At 69.1% G+C, this 23,626-nt stretch carries 21 protein-coding genes; 11 read left to right on the top strand and 10 right to left on the bottom strand.

Annotated features, from left to right (window positions below; all coding sequences use genetic code 11):
* Positions 1–100: 100 nt before the first annotated feature.
* From AC3WTE_RS07990 to AC3WTE_RS07980, 3 genes are read right to left on the bottom strand one after another with little or no spacing between them, the layout of a single operon-like run.
* Positions 101–592: a GNAT family N-acetyltransferase gene (locus tag AC3WTE_RS07990; RefSeq protein ID WP_492436799.1), complete on the bottom strand. Its 492-nt coding sequence runs from the start codon at positions 590–592 to the stop codon at positions 101–103.
* Between the two features lie 13 nt (positions 593–605).
* Complete coding sequence (locus AC3WTE_RS07985) at positions 606–1,655, bottom strand: isochorismate synthase (protein ID WP_492436846.1); 1,050 nt, start codon at positions 1,653–1,655, stop codon at positions 606–608.
* Between the two features lie 44 nt (positions 1,656–1,699).
* Positions 1,700–2,323, bottom strand: coding sequence for an acid phosphatase (locus AC3WTE_RS07980; RefSeq protein WP_492436798.1), 624 nt, complete (start codon positions 2,321–2,323; stop codon positions 1,700–1,702).
* A gap of 50 nt (positions 2,324–2,373) precedes the next feature.
* Between AC3WTE_RS07980 and AC3WTE_RS07975 the strand changes: the two genes are divergently transcribed.
* Positions 2,374–3,186: a ParA family protein gene (locus AC3WTE_RS07975; protein ID WP_492436797.1), complete on the top strand. Its 813-nt coding sequence runs from the start codon at positions 2,374–2,376 to the stop codon at positions 3,184–3,186.
* Between the two features lie 9 nt (positions 3,187–3,195).
* On the opposite strand, the gene AC3WTE_RS07970 is transcribed toward AC3WTE_RS07975, so the two are convergent.
* Positions 3,196–4,410, bottom strand: coding sequence for an Rv3212 family protein (locus tag AC3WTE_RS07970; RefSeq protein ID WP_492436796.1), 1,215 nt, complete (start codon positions 4,408–4,410; stop codon positions 3,196–3,198).
* A 20-nt stretch (positions 4,411–4,430) separates the two neighbouring features.
* Entirely contained in the window at positions 4,431–5,990 is a 1,560-nt protein-coding gene (locus AC3WTE_RS07965; RefSeq protein ID WP_492436795.1) for a DEAD/DEAH box helicase, read from the bottom strand.
* 260 nt (positions 5,991–6,250) lie between these two features.
* Between AC3WTE_RS07965 and AC3WTE_RS07960 the strand changes: the two genes are divergently transcribed.
* A complete protein-coding gene (locus tag AC3WTE_RS07960; protein WP_492436794.1) occupies positions 6,251–6,964 on the top strand; it encodes a ferritin-like fold-containing protein in 714 nt (237 codons plus the stop codon).
* Positions 6,965–6,998: 34 nt separating this feature from the next.
* Here the strand turns inward: AC3WTE_RS07960 and AC3WTE_RS07955 are convergent, their stop codons facing one another.
* The gene (locus tag AC3WTE_RS07955; protein ID WP_492436793.1) at positions 6,999–7,943 is read right to left on the bottom strand and encodes a hypothetical protein; all 945 of its coding nucleotides are present in this window, start codon (positions 7,941–7,943) and stop codon (positions 6,999–7,001) included.
* A gap of 391 nt (positions 7,944–8,334) precedes the next feature.
* Between AC3WTE_RS07955 and AC3WTE_RS07950 the strand changes: the two genes are divergently transcribed.
* On the top strand, positions 8,335–8,571 hold the full coding sequence (locus AC3WTE_RS07950) for a DUF3107 domain-containing protein (RefSeq protein ID WP_492436792.1): 237 nt from the start codon (positions 8,335–8,337) through the stop codon (positions 8,569–8,571).
* A gap of 71 nt (positions 8,572–8,642) precedes the next feature.
* On the opposite strand, the gene fasR is transcribed toward AC3WTE_RS07950, so the two are convergent.
* Positions 8,643–9,320, bottom strand: coding sequence for an HTH-type transcriptional activator FasR (fasR, locus tag AC3WTE_RS07945; protein WP_492436791.1), 678 nt, complete (start codon positions 9,318–9,320; stop codon positions 8,643–8,645).
* 257 nt (positions 9,321–9,577) lie between these two features.
* Here fasR and AC3WTE_RS07940 point away from each other — a divergent pair, with 257 nt between their 5' ends.
* The 6 genes from AC3WTE_RS07940 (at position 9,578) to AC3WTE_RS07915 (ending at position 15,651) form a co-directional block, all read left to right on the top strand.
* On the top strand, positions 9,578–10,621 hold the full coding sequence (locus AC3WTE_RS07940) for a DUF3152 domain-containing protein (protein ID WP_492436790.1): 1,044 nt from the start codon (positions 9,578–9,580) through the stop codon (positions 10,619–10,621).
* Between the two features lie 115 nt (positions 10,622–10,736).
* Positions 10,737–11,915, top strand: coding sequence for an adenylyltransferase/sulfurtransferase MoeZ (gene moeZ / locus AC3WTE_RS07935; protein ID WP_492436789.1), 1,179 nt, complete (start codon positions 10,737–10,739; stop codon positions 11,913–11,915).
* A gap of 36 nt (positions 11,916–11,951) precedes the next feature.
* A complete protein-coding gene (locus tag AC3WTE_RS07930) occupies positions 11,952–12,806 on the top strand; it encodes a TIGR02569 family protein (RefSeq protein WP_492436788.1) in 855 nt (284 codons plus the stop codon).
* A gap of 57 nt (positions 12,807–12,863) precedes the next feature.
* Positions 12,864–14,258 carry a purine-cytosine permease family protein gene (locus tag AC3WTE_RS07925; protein WP_492436787.1) on the top strand — a complete coding sequence of 465 codons (1,395 nt, stop codon included), beginning with the start codon at positions 12,864–12,866 and terminating at the stop codon, positions 14,256–14,258.
* Positions 14,255–14,695 carry a nucleoside deaminase gene (locus tag AC3WTE_RS07920; RefSeq protein WP_492436786.1) on the top strand — a complete coding sequence of 147 codons (441 nt, stop codon included), beginning with the start codon at positions 14,255–14,257 and terminating at the stop codon, positions 14,693–14,695. Before AC3WTE_RS07925 ends, AC3WTE_RS07920 begins: the two co-directional genes overlap by 4 nt.
* Positions 14,692–15,651: an isopenicillin N synthase family dioxygenase gene (locus AC3WTE_RS07915; RefSeq protein ID WP_492436785.1), complete on the top strand. Its 960-nt coding sequence runs from the start codon at positions 14,692–14,694 to the stop codon at positions 15,649–15,651. The genes AC3WTE_RS07920 and AC3WTE_RS07915 overlap by 4 nt, the downstream gene beginning before the upstream one ends.
* A gap of 8 nt (positions 15,652–15,659) precedes the next feature.
* Here the strand turns inward: AC3WTE_RS07915 and AC3WTE_RS07910 are convergent, their stop codons facing one another.
* Both AC3WTE_RS07910 and AC3WTE_RS07905 read right to left on the bottom strand, forming a co-directional pair.
* On the bottom strand, positions 15,660–15,956 hold the full coding sequence (locus AC3WTE_RS07910) for an MGMT family protein (RefSeq protein WP_492436784.1): 297 nt from the start codon (positions 15,954–15,956) through the stop codon (positions 15,660–15,662).
* Positions 15,957–15,958: 2 nt separating this feature from the next.
* Positions 15,959–16,744, bottom strand: coding sequence for an alpha/beta fold hydrolase (locus tag AC3WTE_RS07905; protein ID WP_492436783.1), 786 nt, complete (start codon positions 16,742–16,744; stop codon positions 15,959–15,961).
* Positions 16,745–16,833: 89 nt separating this feature from the next.
* Here AC3WTE_RS07905 and AC3WTE_RS07900 point away from each other — a divergent pair, with 89 nt between their 5' ends.
* Both AC3WTE_RS07900 and AC3WTE_RS07895 read left to right on the top strand, forming a co-directional pair.
* Entirely contained in the window at positions 16,834–19,971 is a 3,138-nt protein-coding gene (locus AC3WTE_RS07900; protein WP_492436782.1) for an ATP-dependent helicase, read from the top strand.
* On the top strand, positions 19,962–23,222 hold the full coding sequence (locus AC3WTE_RS07895; protein ID WP_492436781.1) for an ATP-dependent helicase: 3,261 nt from the start codon (positions 19,962–19,964) through the stop codon (positions 23,220–23,222). The genes AC3WTE_RS07900 and AC3WTE_RS07895 overlap by 10 nt, the downstream gene beginning before the upstream one ends.
* Here the strand turns inward: AC3WTE_RS07895 and AC3WTE_RS07890 are convergent.
* Complete coding sequence (locus AC3WTE_RS07890; protein WP_492436780.1) at positions 23,205–23,612, bottom strand: DoxX family protein; 408 nt, start codon at positions 23,610–23,612, stop codon at positions 23,205–23,207. The genes AC3WTE_RS07895 and AC3WTE_RS07890 overlap by 18 nt on opposite strands.
* Between the last annotated feature and the right edge of the window lie 14 nt (positions 23,613–23,626).

Here is a 23,626-nt window from a genome sequence, read left to right as displayed (position 1 = left end):
TCAGCGGCCTGGCCGCAGATTAACACCGATGTGACAGGTGTGGCCCAGGTGTCGAAGGGGATTGGTGCCGGAATTTACGGATTGGTCAGCGGTGCGACGGTCAGCCCTCGGCCAGTGCGGTCAGCTCGGGGCCCGACACCCGGTAGGTCGTCCACTCGGACTGTGGCTTGCCGCCGACCTCGTCGTACAGGGCGATGGCATTGACATTCCAGTTCAGCACCGCCCACTGCAGCCGGGAGTAGCCCCGCTTGACACATTCCTGGGCGAGCGTCGACAGGAGCTTGCGGGCGAGGCCGCGGCGACGGAAGTCGGGGCGTACGAACAGGTCCTCGAGGTAGATGCCGGAGACGCCGTCCCACGTGGAGAAGTTGAGGAACCACAGCGCGAAGGCCGCCGGCCGGCCGTCGACCTCGACGAAGTGACCCGAGACGGCGGCCTGGCCGGACTCGGCACCGCCGAACAGCGCGGTCCGAATCTGCGCTTCGGTCACCGTGCACTGGTCCGCGGCTTTCTCGAAAGCGGCCAGTTCGTGGATCATCGCGGTGATCTCGACTTCGTCGCCGGGCTGGACTGGGCGGATGGTCGTTGTCATTCGTGGTGTCCCATCATTTTTGCGCTACCCCCAATGCGGTCAGCATCGTCCGGAATTTTGTTGTGGTCTCGGTGACTTCGTCGTCGGGGTCGGATTCGGCGACGATCCCGCCACCGGCGCGGGTGTCGACGGACAGCCGATCCGCGGACAGCTGTCCACACCGGATCGACACCACCCAGCGCCCGTCACCGGTGCTGTCGCACCAGCCGACCGCGCCGGCATAGAACCCGCGATCGCCCTCCAACTCGGTGATCAGCCGGGCTGCCGCGGCGGTGGGTACCCCGCCGACAGCCGGCGTCGGGTGCAGCGCGATGGCCAGATCCAGTGCGGTGGTGGCGGGTTCGCGCAGCCGCCCGACGATCGGCGTGCTGAGATGCCAGACGGCCGTGGTCGCGCTGAGCTGCGGCTCGGCGGCGATGTCGAGCTCGGCGCACAGCGGTTCGAGCGCCTCGCGCATGATGTCGACCACCAGTTGGTGCTCATGCCGGTCCTTGGCCGACGCGGCCAGGGCGGCACCGTTGGCGGCATCCGTTTCGGGGTCGGGGGAGCGTGGCGCAGAGCCGGCGAACGGCTTACAGGTCACCACGTCGCCGCGGCGGGCCACCAGCAGTTCCGGGCTCGCGCCGAGCAGGGCGGTGCCGCGGTACCGCGGGCCGGCCGCGCTGAGGTCGGTGAAGAATGCTGTGGCGCTGCGGTCTTCGGCCAGGCGGGCCAGTACGGCATAGGGATCCATGGCTTCGTCGGCGACGAGCTGCAGCGCCCGGGCCAGTACCACCTTGTGCAGGCCGGCGGCAGGATCGCGCAGCGCCCGCACCGCCGCCGCCACGCGGGCCCGGTGCTCGTCGGGTGACGGCAGGCTGGCTGCGATGCGGACCGCGGGTAGGCGTTCGTCGGTGAACGGCAGGGCGTCGGTGTAGGTCACCGCCGCCGGCGCCATCAACGCGGCGGGAGAATTCAGGTCAAAAGGCAAGGCGCCCAACAGGATGGGCACGTCGCCGGCGGCCAGCGCCCGCCGCGCGTCGTCGAGAGCTCCGAACGCCTGCACGGGTCCCTCGGCCAGCATGACCCCATCGGGGCCCGCCAGCACGAACACCGGTGCGGGGCGGCTCACTCGGGCAGGCACGGGTTGGGGTGACCGGTCAGGCCGAGCGCGACCAGCTGGCGCACGCCATGCTCGAAACCGCACACCGAGATCGAGGCGGGCGCCATGGAGATCCGGATTCCGTCGGCCACCGGGAGCTCCATCCAACGGGTCATCACGGCCCGCGAGAAGTGGCCGTGCCCGACGAACACCACGTCGCGCGACGGCAGCTGCTCGAGGGCGAGCGCGATGGCGCGGTCCGCACGCTCGCCGATTCCGGCCACGCTCTCGCCGCCGGGGCAGCCATGCGTCCACACCAGCCAGTCGGGCACCTGCTCACGGATCTGCGGTGTGGTGCGGCCTTCGTAGTGGCCGTAGTCCCACTCGGCCAGCAGTTCGGTCGTCTCGGCGACGTCCAGCCCGGCCAGTTCTGCAGTGACCATGGCACGCCTGCGCGGGCTGCTGATCACCAACGGGTCGTCGAGCTTCAGCACGGCCAGCGCCGAGGCGGCGCTGCGGGCCTGTTGCCGGCCTTCGTCGGTCAGCTCCACCTCGGTGCGTCCGGTGTGCCGGCCGGTGCGCGACCATTCGGTCTGTCCGTGGCGAAGTAGTAGCAGCCGGTGTTTGGTCGGGTCGACTGCAATATCCACGACCGAGATTCTGCCCCACAGTGAGCGGCGCCACCTGGCCGCGTGTCAGGATGGGCACCGTGACGCGGGTACTTGCGGTCGCCAACCAAAAAGGTGGCGTCGCAAAAACGACAACAGTGGCATCGCTGGGTGCAGCGCTGACCGAGGAAGGCCAGCGGGTTCTACTCGTCGACCTCGATCCGCAGGGCTGTCTCACGTTCTCCCTCGGCCAGGATCCGGACAAACTGCCGGTGTCGGTGCACGAGGTGCTGCTCGGTGACGTGGAACCCGACGCGGCGCTCGTCTCGACCGCCGAGGGCATGACCCTGCTGCCGGCCAACATCGACCTGGCCGGCGCCGAGGCCATGCTGCTGATGCGCGCGGGCCGGGAGTATGCGCTCAAGCGCGCATTGACAAAGTTGGCGACCAGTGTCGACCCCTTTGATGTGGTCATCATCGACTGCCCGCCGTCCCTGGGCGTGCTGACTCTCAACGGTCTGACCGCCGCCGATGACGTCGTCGTGCCGCTGCAGTGTGAGACGCTGGCGCACCGCGGTGTCGGCCAGTTCCTGCGGACCGTCAACGACGTGCAGCAGATCACCAATCCCGGCCTGCGGCTGCTGGGCGCGCTGCCGACGCTGTACGACGCCCGCACCACCCACAGCCGGGACGTCCTGCTCGACGTCGCCGACCGTTACAGCCTTGTGGTGCTCGCCCCGCCGATCCCGCGGACGGTGCGGTTCGCCGAGGCCAGCGCCTCCGGCTCGTCGGTCCTCGCGGGCCGGAAGAACAAGGGCGCCATCGCTTATCGCGAACTGGCGGAAGCGCTGCTGAAGCACTGGAAGAAGAACAAGGCGCTGCCCGTCTTCACCCCTGAGGTGTGATCCCGCGGGTCACTGACCCAGCGCGACCAGCTGGCTCCCGCGCTGCTCCAGCAGCACCGGACCGGCCATGGCGGGGATCACGGCGGTGTTGACCGGCTGCCGGGCCAGCGCGATGTGCGTCTGCCCCGCGCCGCTCTGCGCGTCGAACGTGTCGTAGCCGCTGGTCACCGGAACCAGCAGATGCCCGGCCAGCATGGTCGCCGGGCCGATCGGCGCCTGCCCGCCCTGTGCGCTGACGGTGTACTTGTAGCGCAGCCCGTTGGCGTCGAAGACCAGCACTGAGTCGCCCGTGTACCAGGTGACGACGTCACCGACGCGGGTCGTCGCCGTCACCGGCGTCGCGGGATGCGGCAGCAGGGTGCTGGCGATGGTGTTGCCGGTTTCGTCGATGACGTTCACGCACGGCTGCGGCGTCGGCACGTAGATGGCCGCCTTGGTCTCGGACACCGCGATCACCTGTGCGTCTGAGTCCACGCTGACACCGGGCAGCGCTACCCGCTTGATGTCCGGCTGGTCTTCTTCCTTGGCGGCCTTGAGCAGCGTCAGCCGCAAATCCTTCTGCTTGGGGCAGGCCTCCATGACGGCCACCGAGGCCGGGCTGGCCGCGGCGGACGTCAACCGGCACAGGGGAGAGGCGGGGACGCCGGGCTTGACCACCGCGTCGAGGTAGCCGTAGCTGACCATCCGGACCAGGTCCGAGCGCCACTGTTCCAGGCGGCTGTCCCCGTACGACAGGATCGTCGTGCCGTCGGTGGACAGTTTCACCTCGGCGTCGGCCAGGCTGCTGCGGGCGGGGCCGCGTCGTCCGGTGCTGGCGTCGACGGCGCTGGCTTGGCCGCAGCCGCGTCCGTCGGGGTACACCGCGACTGCGAACTGGTACACGGTGGTGACACCGCACAGCTCGCGGTCGCGCGAATAGCTCCACAGGGAGTTTCCGGTCGCCGGGTCGCGGCCCTGCATCTGGTCGCTGTCGCCGGTCACCACGACACCGCCGACGACCGATGGCTCGGCGGTCTTGCCGCTGGCCGCGGTCCACAGTTCACGCAGCGTGGTGGGCACCGTCTTCGCGGCGTGCAACGCGGGGATGGGACCGGCGGCAGAACGGCTCACGGTGGCCCGCGCGTCGCTGTTCCACCAGATCAGCGCTGCGCCGACCGCGACCACCACCACGATGGCAGCGGCGGCGATCAGATCAGCTTTGGTACGTCGCTCCGGTTTGACCATAGGGCTCGGGCGGCCTGCGGCTATTCGGCTGCAGGTGCGGCGACGGCAGTGGTTTCGGCGGCCACCACAGCAGAGGCCTTGCTCGGACGACGGCGCCGGCGGCGGCGACCCGAGTGGGTCGACTCGGCGGGGCTGTCGCCGGTCAGTGCGCCGGCTTCGGCGGCGTCGCCGTCGGTGGCACCGGACGCCTCGACATGACCCGTGGCGGATTCCCCGGCGCGGGTGCGGCGGCGCGACCGGCTGCGGCTGCGGGCCGGGCGGTCCTTGTCGGTGCTCGACTCGCGCTTGAGCTCAGGCTCGGACGACTTTTTGGCGGGCTTGGACCGTGATGCGCCCACCGAACCGGTGACGTCGGTCGGGATGTCCAGCTCTTCGTAGAGGTGCGGCGAGCGGGAGTAGGTCTCGGCCGGGTCCGGGCAGTCCAGGTTCAGGGCCTTGTCGATGAGCGTCCAGCGGGTCAGCTCGTCCCAGTCCACCAACGTGACGGCGATGCCGGTCTTGCCGGCACGGCCGGTGCGGCCGATGCGGTGCACGTAGGACATCTCGTCCTCGGGGATCTGGTAGTTGATCACGTGCGTGATGTCGTCGATGTCGATGCCACGGGCCGCGACATCGGTCGCGACCAGCACGTCGATGTCGCCGCTCCGGAACGACTTGAGGGCCTTTTCGCGGGCGATCTGGCCCAGGTCGCCGTGGACGGCGCCGACCTTGAAGCCGCGCTCGGCCAGCTCGTCGGACACCTTCTGCGCGGTGCGCTTGGTGCGGGTGAAGACCATGGTCGCGCCACGGCCGTTGGCCTGCAGGATCCGGCTGACCATCTCCACCTTGTCCAGCGCGTGGGCGCGGTAGACGTACTGCTTGGTGGAGTCGTGGGTGGCCGCCGAGTGCGGAGCCTCGGCGCGGATGTGGGTCGGCTGGTTCATGAAGGTGCGGGCCAGCGTGATGATCGGGTCCGGCATGGTCGCCGAGAACAGCATGGCTTGCCGGGAATCCGGGGTCAGCCGCAGGATGCGCTCGATGTCGGGCAGGAAGCCCAGGTCCAGCATCTCGTCGGCCTCGTCGAGGACCAGGACGCTCAGGCCACCTAGCTGCAGGTGGCCCTGCTGGGCCAGGTCGAGCAGTCGGCCCGGAGTGCCGACGATGACGTCGACGCCCTGCTTGAGGGCTTCGATCTGCGGCTCGTAGGGGCGGCCGCCGTAGATGGCCTCGACGCGAAGTTTGCGTTCCCCGGACTCACCGGCCTTGAGGTGTTTGCCGGCCATAGTGAGGTCGCCGTACACCTGGATGCAGAGCTCGCGGGTCGGGACCACGACGAGGGCCCGAGGCGTGCCGGTCAGCGGCAGCGACGAGTCGGAGGCGACGCGGTGCAGCAGCGGTACGCCGAACGCCAGGGTCTTGCCCATGCCTGTGCGCGCCTGACCGATCAGGTCGTCGCCGGCGAGTGCGAGGGGGAGGGTGAGCTCCTGGATCGCGAACGGGTGAGCCTTGCCGTCTTCGGCGAGTGCCTGGACGATTTCTTCCCGAACGCCCAGGTCAGCGAATGTTTTTTCTTCTGTTGTGTTTGTAGTTAGCGCGGTCATGAGGTGGCGTGGATGCCTTCCAGTGTTATCGGAGTCGGTGCTCGCTGTTGTCCACGCGCGCACGAGTCTGACGATCAACACTTGGGCCCTCGGGGCGAATCTGCCGAATTCAGCCGGGTGTTCCGGCGAGGGCCAACACGTGCACGCACATTTCCTTGGCAGCAGCCCATCTCACGATGAATCTGGCTGCAGCCAAGACCATTGTAGCTGGTCGCGCCGCCGGTCGGCTGTGACACGAATCGCGGTCTACAGTTGGGGCCATGCCTTCCCCGTCGCCTTCGAGGTCCCAGGCGCAGCCCGAGCAGACGGCAACTCCGGTGCGGCCGGCGGTGTCCGGCGATCATCCCGGTATCAACGAGCTGTTCGCCTTGTTGGCTTACGGCGAGGTCGCCGCGTTCTACCGGTTGACCGAGGAGGCGCGGATGGCGCCGAATCTGGCCGGCCGTATCAACCTGGCGCGGATGGCCGCTGCGGAGATGGGGCACTTCGACGTGTTGCGCGAAGCGCTGCTGCGCCGCGGCGTGGACGTTGTGCCGGCGATGACGAAATACGCTGCGGCACTGGAAAATTACCACCGGCTGACCACGCCGAGCACGTGGCTGGAGGCGTTGGTCAAGACCTATGTCGGTGACGCCCTGGCGGCGGACTTCTACCTGGAGATCGCCGGTTCGCTGCCCGCCGAGCCCGCTGACGTGGTGCGTGCGGTCCTGTCGGAGACGGGCCACTCCCAGTTCGTGGTGGCCGAGGTGCGGGCTGCGGTCAGCGCCAGCGATCGGCAGCGGCACCGGTTGGCGTTGTGGTCGCGGCGGCTCCTGGGCGAGGCCATCACCCAGGCCCAGTTCGTGATGGCCGAGCACGACGAACTCGTCGATCTCGTGCTATCCAGCGGCGAGGGCCTGACTCAGATGACCGAGTTCTTCGAGCGCCTGCAGCAGACACACAAGAACCGGGTACGCGAACTCGGCCTAGGCTGAGCTCACGCACCCGGTTCTGTGGTGCTGTGGGCGATTACTTCGTGCAGGTGGCGATCATCGTGTTGTTGTTCTGCACGGCGATCGCCGCCCCCGACCCGTCGCTGATCGAGCAGTTCAGCTGACCGGTGACGCTGGTGGCGGTGACCGAACTCAACGTCACGCCGGGGTTCAGCGTGACCGTCTTGGCCCAGGGCAGTGCCACATTGACGTCCGTCTGCAGGGCGCCCTGCCCGTCGGTGTAGATCACCGTCACCAGGTCCAGCAGCGACTTGTTGCCGGTGACGCGGTATGTCACCGTGTTCGGGATCGGTGCTGCAGGCGCTGCAGGTGCTGCTGGGTCGACCGGCGAGACTGCCTCGGGTGTCGGGGCTGCCGCGGTCGGGGTGACGGTCGTGACGGTCTCGGGTGCCAGCGACGCGGTCGGCGGTGCAGCCGTCACGCGCGGACGCGGAGCGGCCGACGGCGCCGCCGATGCGGTCGGTGTTGCCGACTGGCTGGTGCTGGGCGGCGTGATCGGCGCGGTGACCGGGCCGCTGTCGCCGCCACCGAGGATCACGACGGTGCAGATCACCGCGACCAGCAGGATGGCGCCGGCGACACCCGCCACCCAGACCCACCGCCGATCGATGGCGTCGTCGTACTCGTAGACCTCGTCGTCGTAGTCGTCGTACGCCGCGTCGGCGTCATGCCCGCCGGTGTAGTCCGCGTCAGCCGCGGTGAACCGGTCGGTGTCGCCGTAGGTGCTCGTGTACTCGCCGGTGGGGCGGTCGGCCAGGCCGGTGGCTGAGCCGTACGAGCCGTACGAGCCGTACGAGGGGGTGCGGCTGCTGGTGTAGTCGGTGCTGCCGTACCCGCTGCCGTATTCCGTGCTGGAGCCGTAGCTGTAGCCGCGGTCGTAGCCCTGGTCGCTCGGGGTGTCCCCGTAGCTGCCCGTGGACGCCCCCGACGGTGCTGAATATCGCGAATATGTCCTGCTCATGGCGACTTTCCCCGGTCCGAGTATCACTTACCTCATCGATGCTAGTGGTGTGGAAGTTACCGGTGAGGTTGGCTCGCTGGCCGCTGGATAACGGTCGGGACTCGGTTCGGTCGACCGTGCCGAGACGACCCGCCGCGACCTCGAAAAGTCGGACCGGCGCACAGCGTTTCCGGAGCGGCAACTGTGACGACGTCGTGACCTCGGTCGGGCCTCCGCACATGGTTCGCTTACGGCGGCCTCCGCACATGGTTCGCCTACGGCGGCCTCCGCACGTGGTTCGCCTACGGCGAACGTGCCCGCGGGGACCGCGGCCGTCGCCGTCCACTAGCCTCCTGGGGAGAGTTCGATCGCAGCTCGAATGAAGTCTTGGAAACGAATGAAAGGGGTCAGCGTGGAGGTCAAGATCGGGGTCACCGACAGCCCGCGCGAACTGTTCCTCAACAGCGCGCAGACTCCGGAGGATGTGGAGAAGCTGGTGACCGACGCGCTCGGTCAGGAGTCGGGTGTGCTCGCGCTGACCGACGAGAAGGGTCGCCGGTTCCTGGTGCAGACCGGCAAGATCGCCTACGTCGAGATCGGTGCGGCGGACGTCCGCCGCGTCGGCTTCGGCGTCACCGGCAAGGACTGACACCGCCCGCACGTCAAAAAACTGCCCCGTTCCGCTCGGAATGGGGCAGTTTTTGGTTTGGTCGCGCCGCGTCAGCGGGTGAGTGGAACGTGTGACAGTCCGCCCCACGCGAACTGCACAGTGCCGTCGACGGCCGCTTCCTTCGTGATCGGCCGGTCGTTGTTGATCCAGTAGCGGGCACAGTCGACGCTGATGGCGACGAGGCCGACGGCGATCATCCGGGCGCGATGGGGCTCCAACCCGGAATCGCTGCTCACCAGGTCGAACACCGCGTCGGTGCACGAATCGGTGGCCACCTTCACCTGCGCCGATACCTGCGGCTCGGTCACGTAGTCGTTCTCGAAGATCAGCCGGTAACCCTGGCTGTCGTGCTCGATGAAGTCGAAGAAGGCTTCGACGGCGGCACGCAGGCGCAGGCGGTTGTCGGTGGTCGCGCTGAGCGCTCCGCGCACCCCCTGCAGCAGGTTGTCCACGTGCCGCTGCAGCACCGCCAGGTACAGCTCGAGCTTCGATGAAAAATGTTGGTAGAGGACAGGTTTGCTGACGCCTGCGCGTTCGGCGATCTCATCCATCCCGGCGGCGTGGTAGCCGCGGTCCACGAAGACGTCGCTGGCCGCGATCAGCAGCTGGCCGCGCCGTTCGTCGCGAGGCAGCCGGTTGCCCCGCCGATTGGTGGTCGGGCCGCCCTGCGCACCGTCGGATCCGGTTTGCGTCCCTCTGGCGTCAGAGGTGTTGGCAACCTCGCTCATCACGTCCTCAATCTGGCATTGTCCGGCACACATGTCCGTGACCAACTCTTCAGGGACCGGTCTGGCCCCCGTCGTTCACGGCCGCCCAACTTGTTGTTCAGGCTGACCGACCCGGCAGTTTATCGCCACGACACTACTACCGTTAGTTCGCGGCATCCGCCTGCTACCAGCGGTTCGGCGATTGTGTCTTGCCGCACTTGAACGGCCGGTGGCGTGCCATGGCGGGCGTTCGCCCAGCTCTATGCCATCCTGGTGCGGTGACCTACGACCCGGGCCGAGGCACCGGTCGCGTCCCTGTGGTGCGCAACGAGTGGCATGAGCCGTTGCGCGCTCAGCGGGATCCGGTGGCAGAGGACTCAGGTCGGCTCCGGTCCAATCGCGATGACCGGCAGCAGTGGCGCAAGCAATCCTGGCTTGGTCGCTTCGTGTCCACGTACGGGTGGCGCGCATATGCGCTGCCCGCACTGGCCGTTGTCACCGGAATCGTGGTCTACCAGGGCATCTCGGGTCCCAGGCCGGTTACACCGGATCGTCCACACGTGCCGCTGGTCGGTCAGCCCACCAATTCGGCGAGCACCGCGATCGTCGGCGCACCGCCGAAAGGCCTGACTCAGTTCGACGTCAACCTGCCGACCGGAATCCTCCCGGACGGCGGCGCGTTCACCGAAGCCGGCGCCAAGGCGTGGCACATCGTGCCGGGCACCACACCGAAGATCGGCCAGGGCACCACCAAGGCGGTGACCTACACCGTCGAGGTGGAGGACGGCGTCGACACCACCAGCTTCGGTGGCGACGAGGCGTTTGCGCGGATGGTTGCCGAAACCCTCGCCAACCCGAAGAGCTGGACGCACGACGGCAAATTCGCCTTCACCCGGATCGACGAGAGTTCGCCGGAGAAGCCCGATTTCCGGGTCTCGCTGACCTCACCGATGACGGTGCGAGAGGGCTGCGGCTACGACATCCCGCTCGAGTCGTCGTGCTTCAACCCGGCGTACTTCCCGGCCGACGGCGGCAAGGCCCAGTCGCGGGTGTTCATCAACGAGGCGCGCTGGGTGCGCGGTGCGGTGCCGTTCCAGGGCGACATCGGTTCGTACCGGCAATACCTGATCAACCACGAGGTCGGGCACGCCCTCGGCTTCCGGATGCACGAGCCGTGCGGCGACAACGGCGGCCTGGCGCCGATCATGATGCAGCAGACCTTCTCGACCAGCAACAACGACGACGCCAGGTTCGACCCGGAGTCGGTCAAGCCCGACGGCAAGACCTGCCACGTCAACTCCTGGCCGTACCCCATTCCCTGACCGCACCACCCCGCGAGCATGCGTGTTTGCGCCCGACATGCCGCGGCAGGCGTGCATTTTCAGGCCGCTCGTGGGCAGCGAGCGTGTCAAAATGACTCTCACTACTGTTGAAGGCATGTCAAACACGTTGCCGCCGTTGGTGCAGCCGGCGGCTGAACTGACCCGCGACGAGGTGGCGCGGTACAGCCGTCACCTGATCATCCCGGACCTCGGCGTCGACGGGCAGAAGCGGCTGAAGAACGCCCGCGTCCTCGTGATCGGTGCCGGGGGACTGGGTTCCCCGACCCTGCTCTACCTGGCCGCGGCTGGGGTCGGCACCATCGGCATCGTCGAGTTCGACGTCGTCGACGAATCGAACCTGCAGCGCCAGATCATCCACGGCCAGTCCGACGTCGGCCGGTCGAAGGCCCTCAGCGCCCGCGAATCGATCCTGGAGATCAATCCGTTGGTCACCGTCAATCTGCACGAATTCCGGCTCGACACCGATAACGCCGTGCCGCTGTTCGAGCAGTACGACCTCATCCTGGACGGCACCGACAACTTCGCCACCCGCTACCTCGTCAACGACGCGGCGGTGCTGGCCCGCAAGCCGTACGTCTGGGGCTCGATCTACCGGTTCTCCGGTCAGGTGTCGGTGTTCTGGGAGGACGCCCCCGACGGGCGCGGGCTGAACTACCGCGACCTGTACCCGGAGCCGCCGGCGCCGGGCACGGTGCCGTCGTGCGCCGAGGGCGGGGTGCTGGGCATTCTCTGCGCCTCCGTGGCCTCGGTGATGGGTACCGAGGCCATCAAGCTGATCACCGGCATCGGGGAGCCGCTGCTGGGCCGGCTGATGATCTACGACGCGCTCGATATGACGTACCGCACCATCACGATTCGCAAAGACCCGGCGACGCCGAAGATCACCGAGCTCATCGATTACGACGCGTTCTGCGGCGTGGTCTCCGACGAAGCGGCCGCGGCGGCCGCGGACTGCACCGTCACCCCGATAGAGCTGCGCGAGCTGCTCGACTCCGGCAAGCCCGTCGCGCTGATCGACGTGCGGGAGCCCGCGGAGTGGGCCATCAACCACATCGAGGGCGCCGAACTGATCCCCAAGTCGACGCTCGACTCCGGCGCCGGGTTGGCGCGCGTGCCGCAGGACCGAATCACGGTGCTGTACTGCAAGACCGGGATCCGGTCGGCCGAGGCGCTGCTCGCCCTGAAACAGGCCGGATTCGCGGACGCGGTGCACCTGCAGGGCGGAATCGTGGCCTGGGCCAGGCAACTGGAACCCGACATGGTCATGTACTGACGTCAGGTCTGGCCGGGCACGCCTTACTCTGATCGGGTGACCGTCGACCGTCCTCCTGAACATGTGCTGACGGCGTTCGGCCTGTCCGGTCTGCGGCCGGTACCGCTCGGCTCAAGCTGGGAGGGTGGCTGGCGCTGTGGCGAGGTCGTGCTGTCCATGGTCGCCGACAACGCCCGGGCGTCCTGGTCGGCCAAGGTCCGCGAGACGCTGTTTGTCGACGGCGTCCGGCTGGCCCGCCCGGTGCGCGCGACCGACGGCCGTTACGTCATGGCCGGCTGGCGTGCCGACACGTTCGTCACCGGTACGCCCGAACCGCGGCACGACGAGATCGTCTCGGCCGCGGTGCGGTTGCACGAGGCGACCGCCAAGCTCGAGCGGCCGCGCTTCCTGACGCAACCGCCCGCGGTGCCGTGGAGTGACGTCGACGTGTTCATCGCCGCCGACCGGGCGGCGTGGGAAGACCGGCCCCTGCAGTCGTTGCCGCCCGGTGCCCGCGCGGTGCCGGGTACGTCCGACGGCCGCCGCTCGGTCGAACTGATCAATCAGCTTGCGTCGCTGCGCAAGCCGACCCGGAACCCGAGCCAGCTCGTCCACGGCGACCTCTACGGCACCGTGCTGTTCGCCGGCACCGCCGCGCCCGGCATCACCGACATCACGCCGTACTGGCGGCCGGCGTCGTGGGCTGCGGGTGTGGTCGTCGTCGACGCACTGTCGTGGGGCGAGGCCGACGACGGTCTCATCGAACGCTGGGCGTCGCTGCCGGAGTGGCCGCAGATGCTGTTGCGCGCGTTGATCTTCCGGCTCGCGGTGCATGCGCTGCACCCGCGGTCGACCGCGGCGGCGTTCCCGGGTTTGGCGCGCACGGCAGCCTTGGTCCGCCTGGTGCTCTAGCCGGCGCGTCGGCATTCGAATGGCAGCATGCCGCGTTCGGTGGGAAAGTTACCCCGCATGACGGCTGTTGAACCCACCACCGACGGAACCTATAAGGGCAGGATCGCTGCGGTCGAACCCGGCGGCAACGAGTTCATCGCCGAGGCGGACCGGCACGGCAAGCCGAGTCAGCTGTTCTGGACGTGGACGTCACCCAACATGGAATTCGCGACGGTGTTCGTCGGCATGCTGGCCGTCCTCGCGTTCGGCATGAGCTTCTGGCAGGCGGTCGCCGGGATCATCGTCGGTACCGGGCTGGGCGCCGTCGCGCATTATTTCCTGTCCGCGCGTGGACCGCTGCACGGCGTGCCGCAGATGGTGCTGGGACGAATGGCGTTCGGGTTCAAGGGAAACGCTCTGCCTGCGACGTTGATGTCGATCACCGCGGGCGTCGGCTGGTTCGCCACCAACAGTGTCAGCGGTGCGTTTGCCCTGTCCACCCTGTTCGGCTTCGGGCCACTGATCGGCCTGCTCGTCATCGTGGCGTTGCAGACCGCGTTCGCGTTCTTCGGCCACAATCTGGTGCAGGCATTCGAGCGGTGGGCATTCCCGGCGCTCGCCATCGTCTTCGGCGCGGCAGCGGTGGGAATTTTCGCGCATGCGGATCTGGGTGCGCCGGCGCCGTCGGGCGGGGTTGGCGGACTCGGGGGCTTCCTGCTCACGGTCGGCACCGCGTTCGGTTACGCGGCCGGCTGGACGCCGTACGCCGCGGACTACACTCGCTATCTGCCGTCGGCGGTGTCCACTTTCGCGACGGGGCTATTCGCCTCCGCCGGGTTGTTCGTCTCGTGTGTGGCCCTGGAAATCGTTGGGGCGGCATCGGCGACGTTCGGCGCGGCGAGCCTGGGCAATCCGACTGGGTCGTTCACCGCCGAGCTTGCGCCGTGGCTGGCCAAGGCGACCCTGTTGGCCATCGCGGTCGGTGCGATCGCCGCCAATGCGCTCAATATCTATTCTGGGGCAATGGCTTTCGTGACCATCGGGATCACGTTGCCGGCACACATCGCGCGGGCGCTGGTGACCGTCTTCTTCGGAGTCGCCGGTTTCCTGATCGCGTGGTGGGCGTTGCCAGATGCCGCGCACAGCTACGAAGCGTTCCTGCTGATCATCGCGTACTGGATCGGACCCTGGCTGGGTGTGGTGTTCGCCGATCAGTATCTGCGCCGCGGGCAACAGATCGCCGGGCTTCTCTACGACCGCTCGTACTCGAACTGGCCGGGGCTGTTGTCCTTCGCGCTGGGGCTGGGCCTGTCGGTGCTGTTGTTCTCCAACCAGGAGAAGTTCGTCGGCTATATCGCCCAGGCGGTGCCGAAACTCGGCGATATCACCTTCTTCGTCGGCTTCGTCATCTCAGGTGCCGCGTACCTGGTGCTGTGCCGATCGAAAATCGCCGCGGAATGCGCGTCCGCGTGACCCCTGAGGAAATGCTCGACGTTGCGGTCGCTGAAGCGCGAAAAGGGTTGGCCGAAGGTGGTATTCCGATCGGTGCGGCGTTGTTTCGTGCCGACGGTGAACTCCTTGGCGCCGGCCACAACCGTCGGGTGCAGAACGATGATCCGTCGATGCACGCCGAAACGGACGCGTTCCGTGCGGCCGGGCGTCAGCGCGGCTACCGCTCGACCATCATGGTGACGACGCTCTCGCCGTGCTGGTATTGCAGCGGGCTGGTACGGCAGTTCGGCATCGGCACGGTGGTGATCGGCGAGGCCCGCACGTTCTACGGCGGTCATGATTGGCTGGTCGAACACGGTGTGACGGTCACGCTCCTGGACGACGAGCGGTGCGTGGCGATGATGGAAGAGTTCATCAGAACCAGTCGCGAATTATGGGCGGAGGATATCGGCGAATGAGTGCCATTGCGACAGTGGATATTTCCCGCTGGTATGCCGGCGGAGCCGAGGCTGATGCGCTGGCCGCCGAAGTCGACGAGGGTCTGCGGCGAGCCGGTTTCATCGTGGTCACCGGTCACGGGGTGGATCAGGGGTTGGCGGCCGCGGTCCGCGCGGCCAGCCGGGAATTCTTCGCGTTGTCCGACGAGGTGAAGCGCCGGTACTCGGTGCCGGTCGGCGGGCACGGCTGGATCGGCCCGGGCGCCGAGGCCAACGGTTACGCCGAGGGCACCGAGACGCCACCCGATCTCAAAGAGAGTTTCAGCCTGGGCGCGGAAACATCGACCGGGGATCCGGAGGTGGATCGAATCTGGTTCGCGCCCAACGTATGGCCCGCAGAGGTGCCCGCATTGCAGACGTTGGTGGATGAATACACCGCTCAGATGCGCCGCCTGTCCGACGATCTGCTGGCCCTGTTCGCGCACGCGCTGGGGTTGTCGGCGAATCCTTTTGCCGTGCTGGCAGATCGGCCCACCTGGACGATGAACATCAACCACTACCCACCGGTGAGCGTCGTGGGTGAACCTGAGCCAGGGCAGTTCCGCATCGGCCCGCACACCGATTTCGGCACGGTCACCGTGCTCGACCGGGAGCCGGGCGCCGGCGGGCTCCAGGTGTATTCCGCCGCCGAGGGCTGGCAGGACGCCCCCTGGGAACCAGGCGCGCTGACGGTGAACATCGGGGACCTGCTGGAGTATTGGAGCGGACGACGCTGGCCGTCCGGTCGGCACCGCGTGCTGCCGCCGCAACCGCACGCACCGGAAGAAGACCTGGTGTCGCTCATCTACTTCTACGAAGCCAACCACGATGCGCTGATCACCCCGTTGGGGCCGCCCATCGGAGCGGTGCCCGGGCTGGCGCCGGTGGTCTCCTCGGAGTTCATCAAGGAACGGTTGGACGCCATCACCGTCGGGTGAGTCAGGCCTCAGAACTCGTGCCGATGCTCTCGCAGCGGGACCCGCCCGTCAACTGCCAGCACGCCCTCTGCGCGCAGCCTTTCCAGCTGCCGCGTCGCCAGGTGCGGTGCCGGCCGGCCCGATGCCGGGATCACGCGGTGCCAGGGCAGGTCGGAGGAGTCCGTCCGCATGATCCAGCCGACGATCCGCGGGCTGGAAAGCCCTGCGGCGTTGGCGATATCACCGTAGGTCGACACCCGGCCGGGCGGTATCGAGGCGACGAGGCCCCGCACCTTCTCCACCTGTTCGTCCGTGACTGCGGCCATGATCAGGCCAGGTGGCGCCGGATCACGTCGGCGGTTTCGGCGGGCATGGCGTGCGGCACCATGTGGTCGCAGTCGAATTCGGCCAGCACGAAATCAGCGCCGAGGCGCGCCTGCAAGGCGGACACCAGCTCACCGGTGACGTAGGCCGGGTGGGTCCGTTTCGCCAGTACCAGAGTCGTCGGTGTGCCCGGCTGCGGCAACACGATCGGGCGGGCCAGCTCACTCCAGTAGGACATCATGGCGGGCAGGCTGATCCGCCAGCCGACGCGTCCACCGGGCATTGCGACCAGGTGCTCGTCCAGGTCGCGTTCGAGTTCCCCGGGGTACTTCACCGAGACCTCGCCCCACGATCCGTTCACCTTCTCGGCGTGGGCCTCCTGCCGGTCCGGGTAGTCGGGAGACCCGAGCATGGCGTCGGCGATCTCGCTCATCCAGCTGCCGTCCAGGCCGGTCGCCGGGTCCAGCAGCACCAGACCCGACACCAGATTCGGATGGGCGGCAGCGAGATTGAGCGCTATGGCACCGCCGAACGAGTGCGCCACCACGACCACGGGACCGTCGGCTTCATCGTGGAGCAGGGCAGCCAGAGCGGCGACGTTCTCGTCGATGTTCCATGGCGCTGCCCAGGACGAATGGCCGTGCCCGAGGAGATCCGGTGCCAGCACGGCGTATTCGGGTAGATACCCGTCCGCCAGTGTCTGCCACCGCTTTCCGTGGCCGGTCAGGCCGTGCAGGGCCAGAATCTGTGCCGGTCGCGCCGGTCCGTAGCGATACACCTGCAAGCTCACCGCAATGATGCTGCCAGACGTGGAGCATCCCGTCGCTGGACGCGCCCGGTCGGCCGAACTTGTCGTACCCCCGTGGTTGCATTCCTGCCATGGCCGCCCCGCACTCCGCACTCACCGCGCCCGGCTCGGTTGATGCCCTGACCGAGCCCGGCCAGCGCGGTGTGGTGCGGGTGCTGGGCGGCCCCGGAACGGGGAAGACGGAGCTGCTGATCCGCACTGCGGCAACGCATATCGCAGCAGGGACCGATCCGGAGTCCGTGTTGTTGCTCACGGGTTCGGCACGGCTGGGCACCCGGGTTCGCGGCGCCATCACCTCGGCGCTGCTCGGCGATTCCGGCCAGGTCACCCGGGAGCCGCTGGTGCGCACGTTGCACTCCTACGCGTTCGCCGTGCTGCGCCAGGCCGCGCAACGCGCCGGTGACCCGCCGCCGCGGCTGATCACCAGCGCCGAGCAGGACGGCATCATTCGCGAGCTCCTCGCCGGTGACCTGGAGGACGGCGACGAGGCCGGCGTGAACTGGCCGCCGCACCTGCGGCCGGCGCTGGCCACTGCCGGGTTCGCGACCGAATTGCGTGACCTGTTGGCGCGCTGCACCGAACGCGGCGTCGACGCCGCGGACCTGCGCCGCATCGGGCGGAAGGCCGGGCGCCCGGAGTGGGTGGCCGCGGCGCGCTTCGCGCAGGTCTACGAGCAGGTGATGCTGCTGCGCAGCGCCGTGGGCATGGCCGCTCCGCAGGCGACGGTGCCGGCGCTGGGCGCGGCCGAGCTGGTGGGCGCCGCGCTGGAGGCCTTCGCCGTCGATTCCGCGCTGCTGGACGCCGAACGCTCTCGGATCAAGCTGCTGCTCGTCGACGACGCGCAGCATCTCGATCCGCAGGCCGCACTGTTGGTACGGGTGCTGGCGGCCGGCGCCCGGCTGACGGTGATCGCCGGTGACCCGAGCCAGACGGTGTTCGGTTACCGCGGCGCCGAGCCGACGCTGCTGTACGGCCCCGAGGATCAGCCGCAGGTGGTGCTGACGGAGTCCCACCGCTGCGCACCCGCGGTGGCCGGCGCGGTCGCGGCCGTGGCGCGGCGGCTGCCCGGTGTGGACGCCTCCCGGGCCCTGACGTCGGCGGCGACCGAGGAGCTCGGCGCGCTGATGGTGCGCGTCGCGGGTTCGCCGCACGCCGAATCGGCACTGATCGCCGATGCGTTGCGGCGCGCGCATCTGGTCGACGGCGTGCCGTGGTCGCAGATGGCCGTCATCGTGCGATCGGTGCCGCGGGCCGGTACGGCGCTGGCTCGGGCCCTGACCGCGGCCGGGGTTCCGGTGCAGCAGCAAGCCGACACCATGCCGCCGGCCCAGCATCCGGCGGTGAGCGCACTGCTCACGGTGCTGGACTGCGTTGCCGCTGAACTCACCGGCGATCGGGCACTGGCCTTGCTGACGGGGCCCATCGGCCGGGTCGACCCGGTGTCGCTGCGCCAGTTGCGGCGCGCCCTGCGCCGCGCTGACGGCAGCGGCCGTGAGTTCGGTGAGCTGCTCGTCGAAGCTGTGGGTGCGGACCGCAAGCATCCGCTGCCCGACCAGCTGGCCCGGCCGGTACGACGGGTCCGCGCGGTCTTGGACGCGGCACGCCGGTCGGCAGCCGCCGGCCAGGACCCGCGGTTCGTGCTGTGGCAGGCCTGGCACGCCAGCGGGTTGTCGCGCCGGTGGCAGGCCGCGGCCGGGCGCCCGGGTGTGGCCGGGGTGGCCGCGAACGCCGACCTGGACGCCGTCACCGCGCTGTTCGACACCGCCGACCAATATGTGGCGCGCACCGCGGCGGCATCGCTGACCGGCCTGATCGACCACGTCCGCGCGTTGTCCTGGGCGGGTTCGACACCGGAGCGCGCCGAGGCCGACGAGGTGGCCGTCCTCAGCGCACATGCCGCGCTGGGACGGGAATGGGACTTCGTGGTCATCGCGGGTCTGCAGGAAGGGTTGTGGCCCAACACTGTTCCTCGCGGGGGTGTGCTCGGGACCCAGCAGCTGCTCGACATCGTCGACGGTGTGGGTGACGTTCGGGGCATGTCGGCCACGGCGCCGCTGCTGGCCGAGGAACGGCGGCTGCTGGTCGCCGCGCTGGGCCGGGCCCGCAACCGCGTGCTGGTGACGGCCGTCGACAGCGACAACGGCGACGAGGCTCTGCTGCCGTCGGCCTTCTTCGAAGAGCTCGCGGCGCTGGTCGGCGGCACCGATCCCGACGCGGACGAGTCACTGGTGCATGCGCCCGCGGTGTTGTCCCCGTCGGCATTGGTCGGCCGGTTGCGGTCGGTGGTGTGCGCCCCCGATGGCGCGGTCGACGAGGGGGACCGGCAGTGTGCGGCAGCACAATTGGCGCGCCTGGCCGTGGCCGGCGTGCCCGGCGCCGATCCGGCGCAGTGGTACGCCAGCACAGAGCTGTCCACCGCTGAGCCGCTGTGGTCCGGTGACGAACACGTCGTCACGGTGTCCCCGTCAACCGTGCAGACCCTGACCGACTGCCCGCTGCGCTGGATGCTCGAGCGCCACGGCGGCAGTGACGGCCGGGATCTGCGTTCGGCGCTGGGCTCGTTGGTGCACGCGCTGGTTGCCGACTCCGGCCGCACCGAGGTGCAGCTGCGCGGTGAGCTCGAAAAGGTCTGGCAGCAGCTGCCTTTCGACTCCGGGTGGTATGCCGAGAACGAGCTGGAGCGCTACCGCGCCATGCTCGCCACGTTCACCACGTGGCGGCAGGAGAGCCGCGGTGAGCTCACCGAGGTCGGCACCGAACTCGAGGTCACGGGCGTGGTCGCCGATGCGCCCGGTGGACCCCAGGTCCAGGTCAAGGGACGTATCGACCGGCTCGAACGCGACCGTGCCGGCCGCCTTGTCGTGGTGGACGTCAAAACCGGAAAGAGCCCGGCCACCAAGGCCGATGCCCAGCAGCACGCGCAGCTGGCGCTCTACCAACTGGCCATCGCGGAAGGTGTGGTGTCGCATGGTGATCAGCCGGGTGGTGGCCGGTTGGTGTATCCGGCCAAGCCGGCCAAGACCGGGGCCACCGAACGTGAGCAGGATCCGATGGGGGAGTCGGCGCAGGCGCAGTGGCGGCAGCGGGTTACCGATGCCGCGGCAGCGACGGCAGGGCCGCACTTCGTCGCGCGCGCCGGCGCCGGGTGTGCGACCTGCCCGGTGCGGGCCATGTGCCCGGCGCAAGGTACGAAGGGGGCATGCCCGTGACATACAGCCCCGCCGACCTTGCCGAGGCGCTCGGGCTGTTCACCCCCACCGACGAGCAGGCCGCGGTCATCGCCGCCCCACCGGGACCGCTGGTGGTGATCGCTGGTGCCGGCGCCGGCAAAACCGAGACCATGGCCGCGCGGGTGGTCTGGCTGGTGGCCAACCGCTACGCCACCCCGTCGCAGGTGCTGGGACTGACCTTCACGCGGAAAGCTGCCGGACAGCTGCTGCGCCGCGTCCGTACCCGGCTGGCACGCCTTGCCGGTTCGGGCCTGTTGCCCGGTGGCTCGCTTGCCGACGAGCACGCGACTGTCAGCACCTATCACGCCTTCGCCGGCACCTTGCTCCGCGAGTACGGGCTGCTGTTGCCCATCGAGCCGGCCACCCGGCTGGTCACAGAAACCGAGATGTGGCAGCTGGCTTTTCGGGTGGTGTCCGATTTCCCGGGGCAGCTGCAGACCGACAAGTCCCCGGCCGCCATCACCCAGATGGTCCTGCGCCTGGCCGGTCAGCTGTCCGAGCACCTCGTCGACACCGACGCGGTCCGGGACACCCACCAGGAGCTGGAACGGCTCATCCACGCGCTGCCGGCGGGACCGGGCCAGCGCGGTGGCCCCACGCAGTGGCTGCTGAATCTGCTGGCGACCCAGACCGAACGCGCCGAGCTGGTGCCGCTCATCGATGCCGTGCACCAGCGCATGCGGGACACGCAGGTGATGGACTTCGGCAGCCAGATGTCCGCCGCCGCCCGCTTGGCGGAGCGTTTCCCACAGGTCGGTGCGCAGCTGCGGGAGCGGTATCGCGTGGTCCTGCTCGACGAATATCAGGACACCGGGCACGCCCAGCGGGTCGCGTTGTCGTCGCTGTTCGGCGGCGGTGTCGACGACGGCCTGGCGTTGACCGCGGTGGGGGACCCCATCCAGTCCATCTACGGTTGGCGCGGCGCGTCGGCCACCAACCTGCCCCGGTTCACCACCGACTTTCGGCTGTCGGACGGCTCGCCGGCCCCGACGCTCGAACTGCGGACCAGCTGGCGCAACCCACCGCGGGCCCTGAAGCTGGCCAACGCGGTGTCCGCCGAGGCTCGGCGCCGCAGCGTGAGCGTGCGCGAATTGCTGCCGCGGCCGGACGCCGAGCCGGGAACCATCCGGTGTGCGTTGCTGGATGACGTTGTTGCCGAACGTGATTGGGTGGCTGATCACCTAGCCCGCCGCTATCACGCTGCCGTGACGGCCGGCGAGCCGGTACCCACGGCGGCCGTCCTGGTGCGCCGTAACGCTGATGCCGCCCCCATCGCCGAGGCGCTGACGGCCCGTGGCGTACCCGTCGAGGTGGTCGGCCTGGCCGGGCTCTTGGCCATCCCCGAGGTCGCCGACGTGGTCGCGATGCTGCGCCTGGTCGCCGAGCCGACCGCCGGGGTCGCCGCGATGCGGGTACTCACCAGCGCGCGGTGGAGATTCGGCGCGGCCGACCTGGCCGCGGTGTGGCGTCGCGCCTCGGAACTGGATATCCCTGATGCCGCCCGGACATCCGGGTCGGCCGCCGAGCAGGCCGTCGCCCAGGTCGCCCCGGACGCCGACCACGCTTGCCTGGCCGACGCCATCAGCGACCCCGGTCCGGCCGACCGTTACTCGCCGGAGGGCCACCGCCGGCTGCTGGCCCTGGCCGCCGAACTGAGCCACCTGCGCGCACATCTGCATCAGCCGCTGCCGGACCTGGTCGCCGAAGTGCGACGGGTGCTGGGCATCGACGCCGAAACCCGTGCCGCCAGTGGAGTTTCCGAGGGCTGGCGGGGTACCGAGCACCTCGATGCCTTCGCTGATGTGGTCGCCGGATATGCCGCCAGGCCGGCCGGTGACTCCGACGCATCCGCGCCCATCGTCGGACTTCTCGCGTATCTGACCGCCGCTGCCGAGGTGGAGAACGGCTTGGCGCCGGCACAGGTGACGGTGGCCTCGGACCGGGTGCAGATTTTGACGGTGCACGCGGCCAAGGGGCTGGAGTGGCAGATTGTCGCGGTGCCGCATCTGGTGGCCCGGGTGTTCCCGTCCACGGCGTCGCAGCGCACGTGGCTGACCGATGCCGGCGACCTGCCGCCGCTGCTGCGCGGTGACCGAGCCGAGCTGTCCGAACACGGGGTGCCGGTGCTCGACACGTCCGACGTCAACGATCGAAAGGTGTTGGCGGACAAGATCGCCGCACACAAGGCCTTGCTTGATCAGCGGCGCACCGATGAGGAACGGCGCCTGCTCTACGTGGCCCTCACCCGTGCCGAGGACACCCTGCTGTTGTCCGGGTACCACTGGGGGACGACGGCAGCGAAACCAGCTGGACCCTCCGACTTCCTGATCGAGATGCGCGACATCATCGAGCGCACGGCGGAGAACGGCGACCCCTGCGGCGAGATCGAGCAGTGGGCACCCGCTCCGCCCGAGAGCGCCGTCAACCCGTTGCGGGACAACGTCGTCGAATGCTCATGGCCCGTCGACCCGGCCGGTTCCCGCCGGGCGGATGTCGACCGGGGTGCGGCTCTGGTCGCCCAGGCGCTGGCCGCCGGCGCCGAGGAACCCGCCGAGGATCCCCACGGATGGTCCGCCGACGTCGATGCCCTGCTGGCCGAACGCGAGCGGAGCCAGGAGCGCGGTCCGCTCGAGCTGCCGCCTCAACTGTCGGTCAGCACGTTGGTCGACCTGGGCAGCGACCGGTCCGGCGCGCTGCAACGGCTGCAGCGGCGGCTGCCGTCCCGGCCGGACCCGCAGGCGCTGTTGGGCACCGCGTTTCACGATTGGGTGCAGCGGTACTTCTCCGCCGAGCGGCTGTTCGACCTCGATGACCTGCCCGGCGCGGTCGACGCCGAGCTGGGGCAGTCCGTCGCCGAGGAACTGGCAGACCTGCAGGCCGCCTTCGCCCTGTCGGAGTGGGCGGCGCGTACCCCGATCGACATCGAGGTGCCGTTCGACATGGTGATCGGCGACCGTGTGATCCGCGGCCGCATCGACGCGGTGTTCGCCGACGGCGACGGTGGCTACACCGTCCTGGACTGGAAGACCGGCAATCCGCCGACCACTCCGGAAACCCTGCGCAACAAGGCGATTCAGCTGGCGGTGTACCGGCTGGCCTGGTCGTCGATCCAGGGCGTGCCCGTCGATTCGGTGCGGGCGGTCTTCCACTACGTGCGCGCCGGGCAGACGGTGGCACCCACCGACCTGCCCGGCGCGGACGAATTGGCGGCCCTAGTGCGCATCGGGTGAATTGCGGTAGACCTTGAGCGCTTGGGTCACCATCGGCACCTGCAGCGGCAGCCGGGCCAGCGCCGCGATGCGCGCCGCCCAGCCCTTGGGCCACCACAGCCGCACCATGTTGACGTTCGCGGGGAACACGCTGACGAACAGCGCGACGGCGGCCAGCGCGCCCAGCTTCCGGGTGCGCGGCAAAAGCAGCGCGGCGCCGGTGGCGACTTCGGCGACACCCGACGCGTAGGTGTAGAACCGCGCGGTGCCGGGCAGTTCTTCGGGGACGATGCCGTCGAACGGCTTGGGCGCGACGAAATGCAGGGCGCCCATCCCGACGAGCAGCGCGCCCATCCGGTACGCGGGGGCTTGGCTGGGGGTGGTGTTGTCAGTGCTGCTGGAGGCGGTCATGGTTACATAGTGCT

The sequence above is a fragment of the Mycobacterium sp. FW102-FHT13B02 genome, from assembly GCF_058790275.1.
The sequence above is the reverse complement of the archived record's forward strand: the minus strand, read 5'-3'. Positions and strand labels throughout refer to the sequence as shown.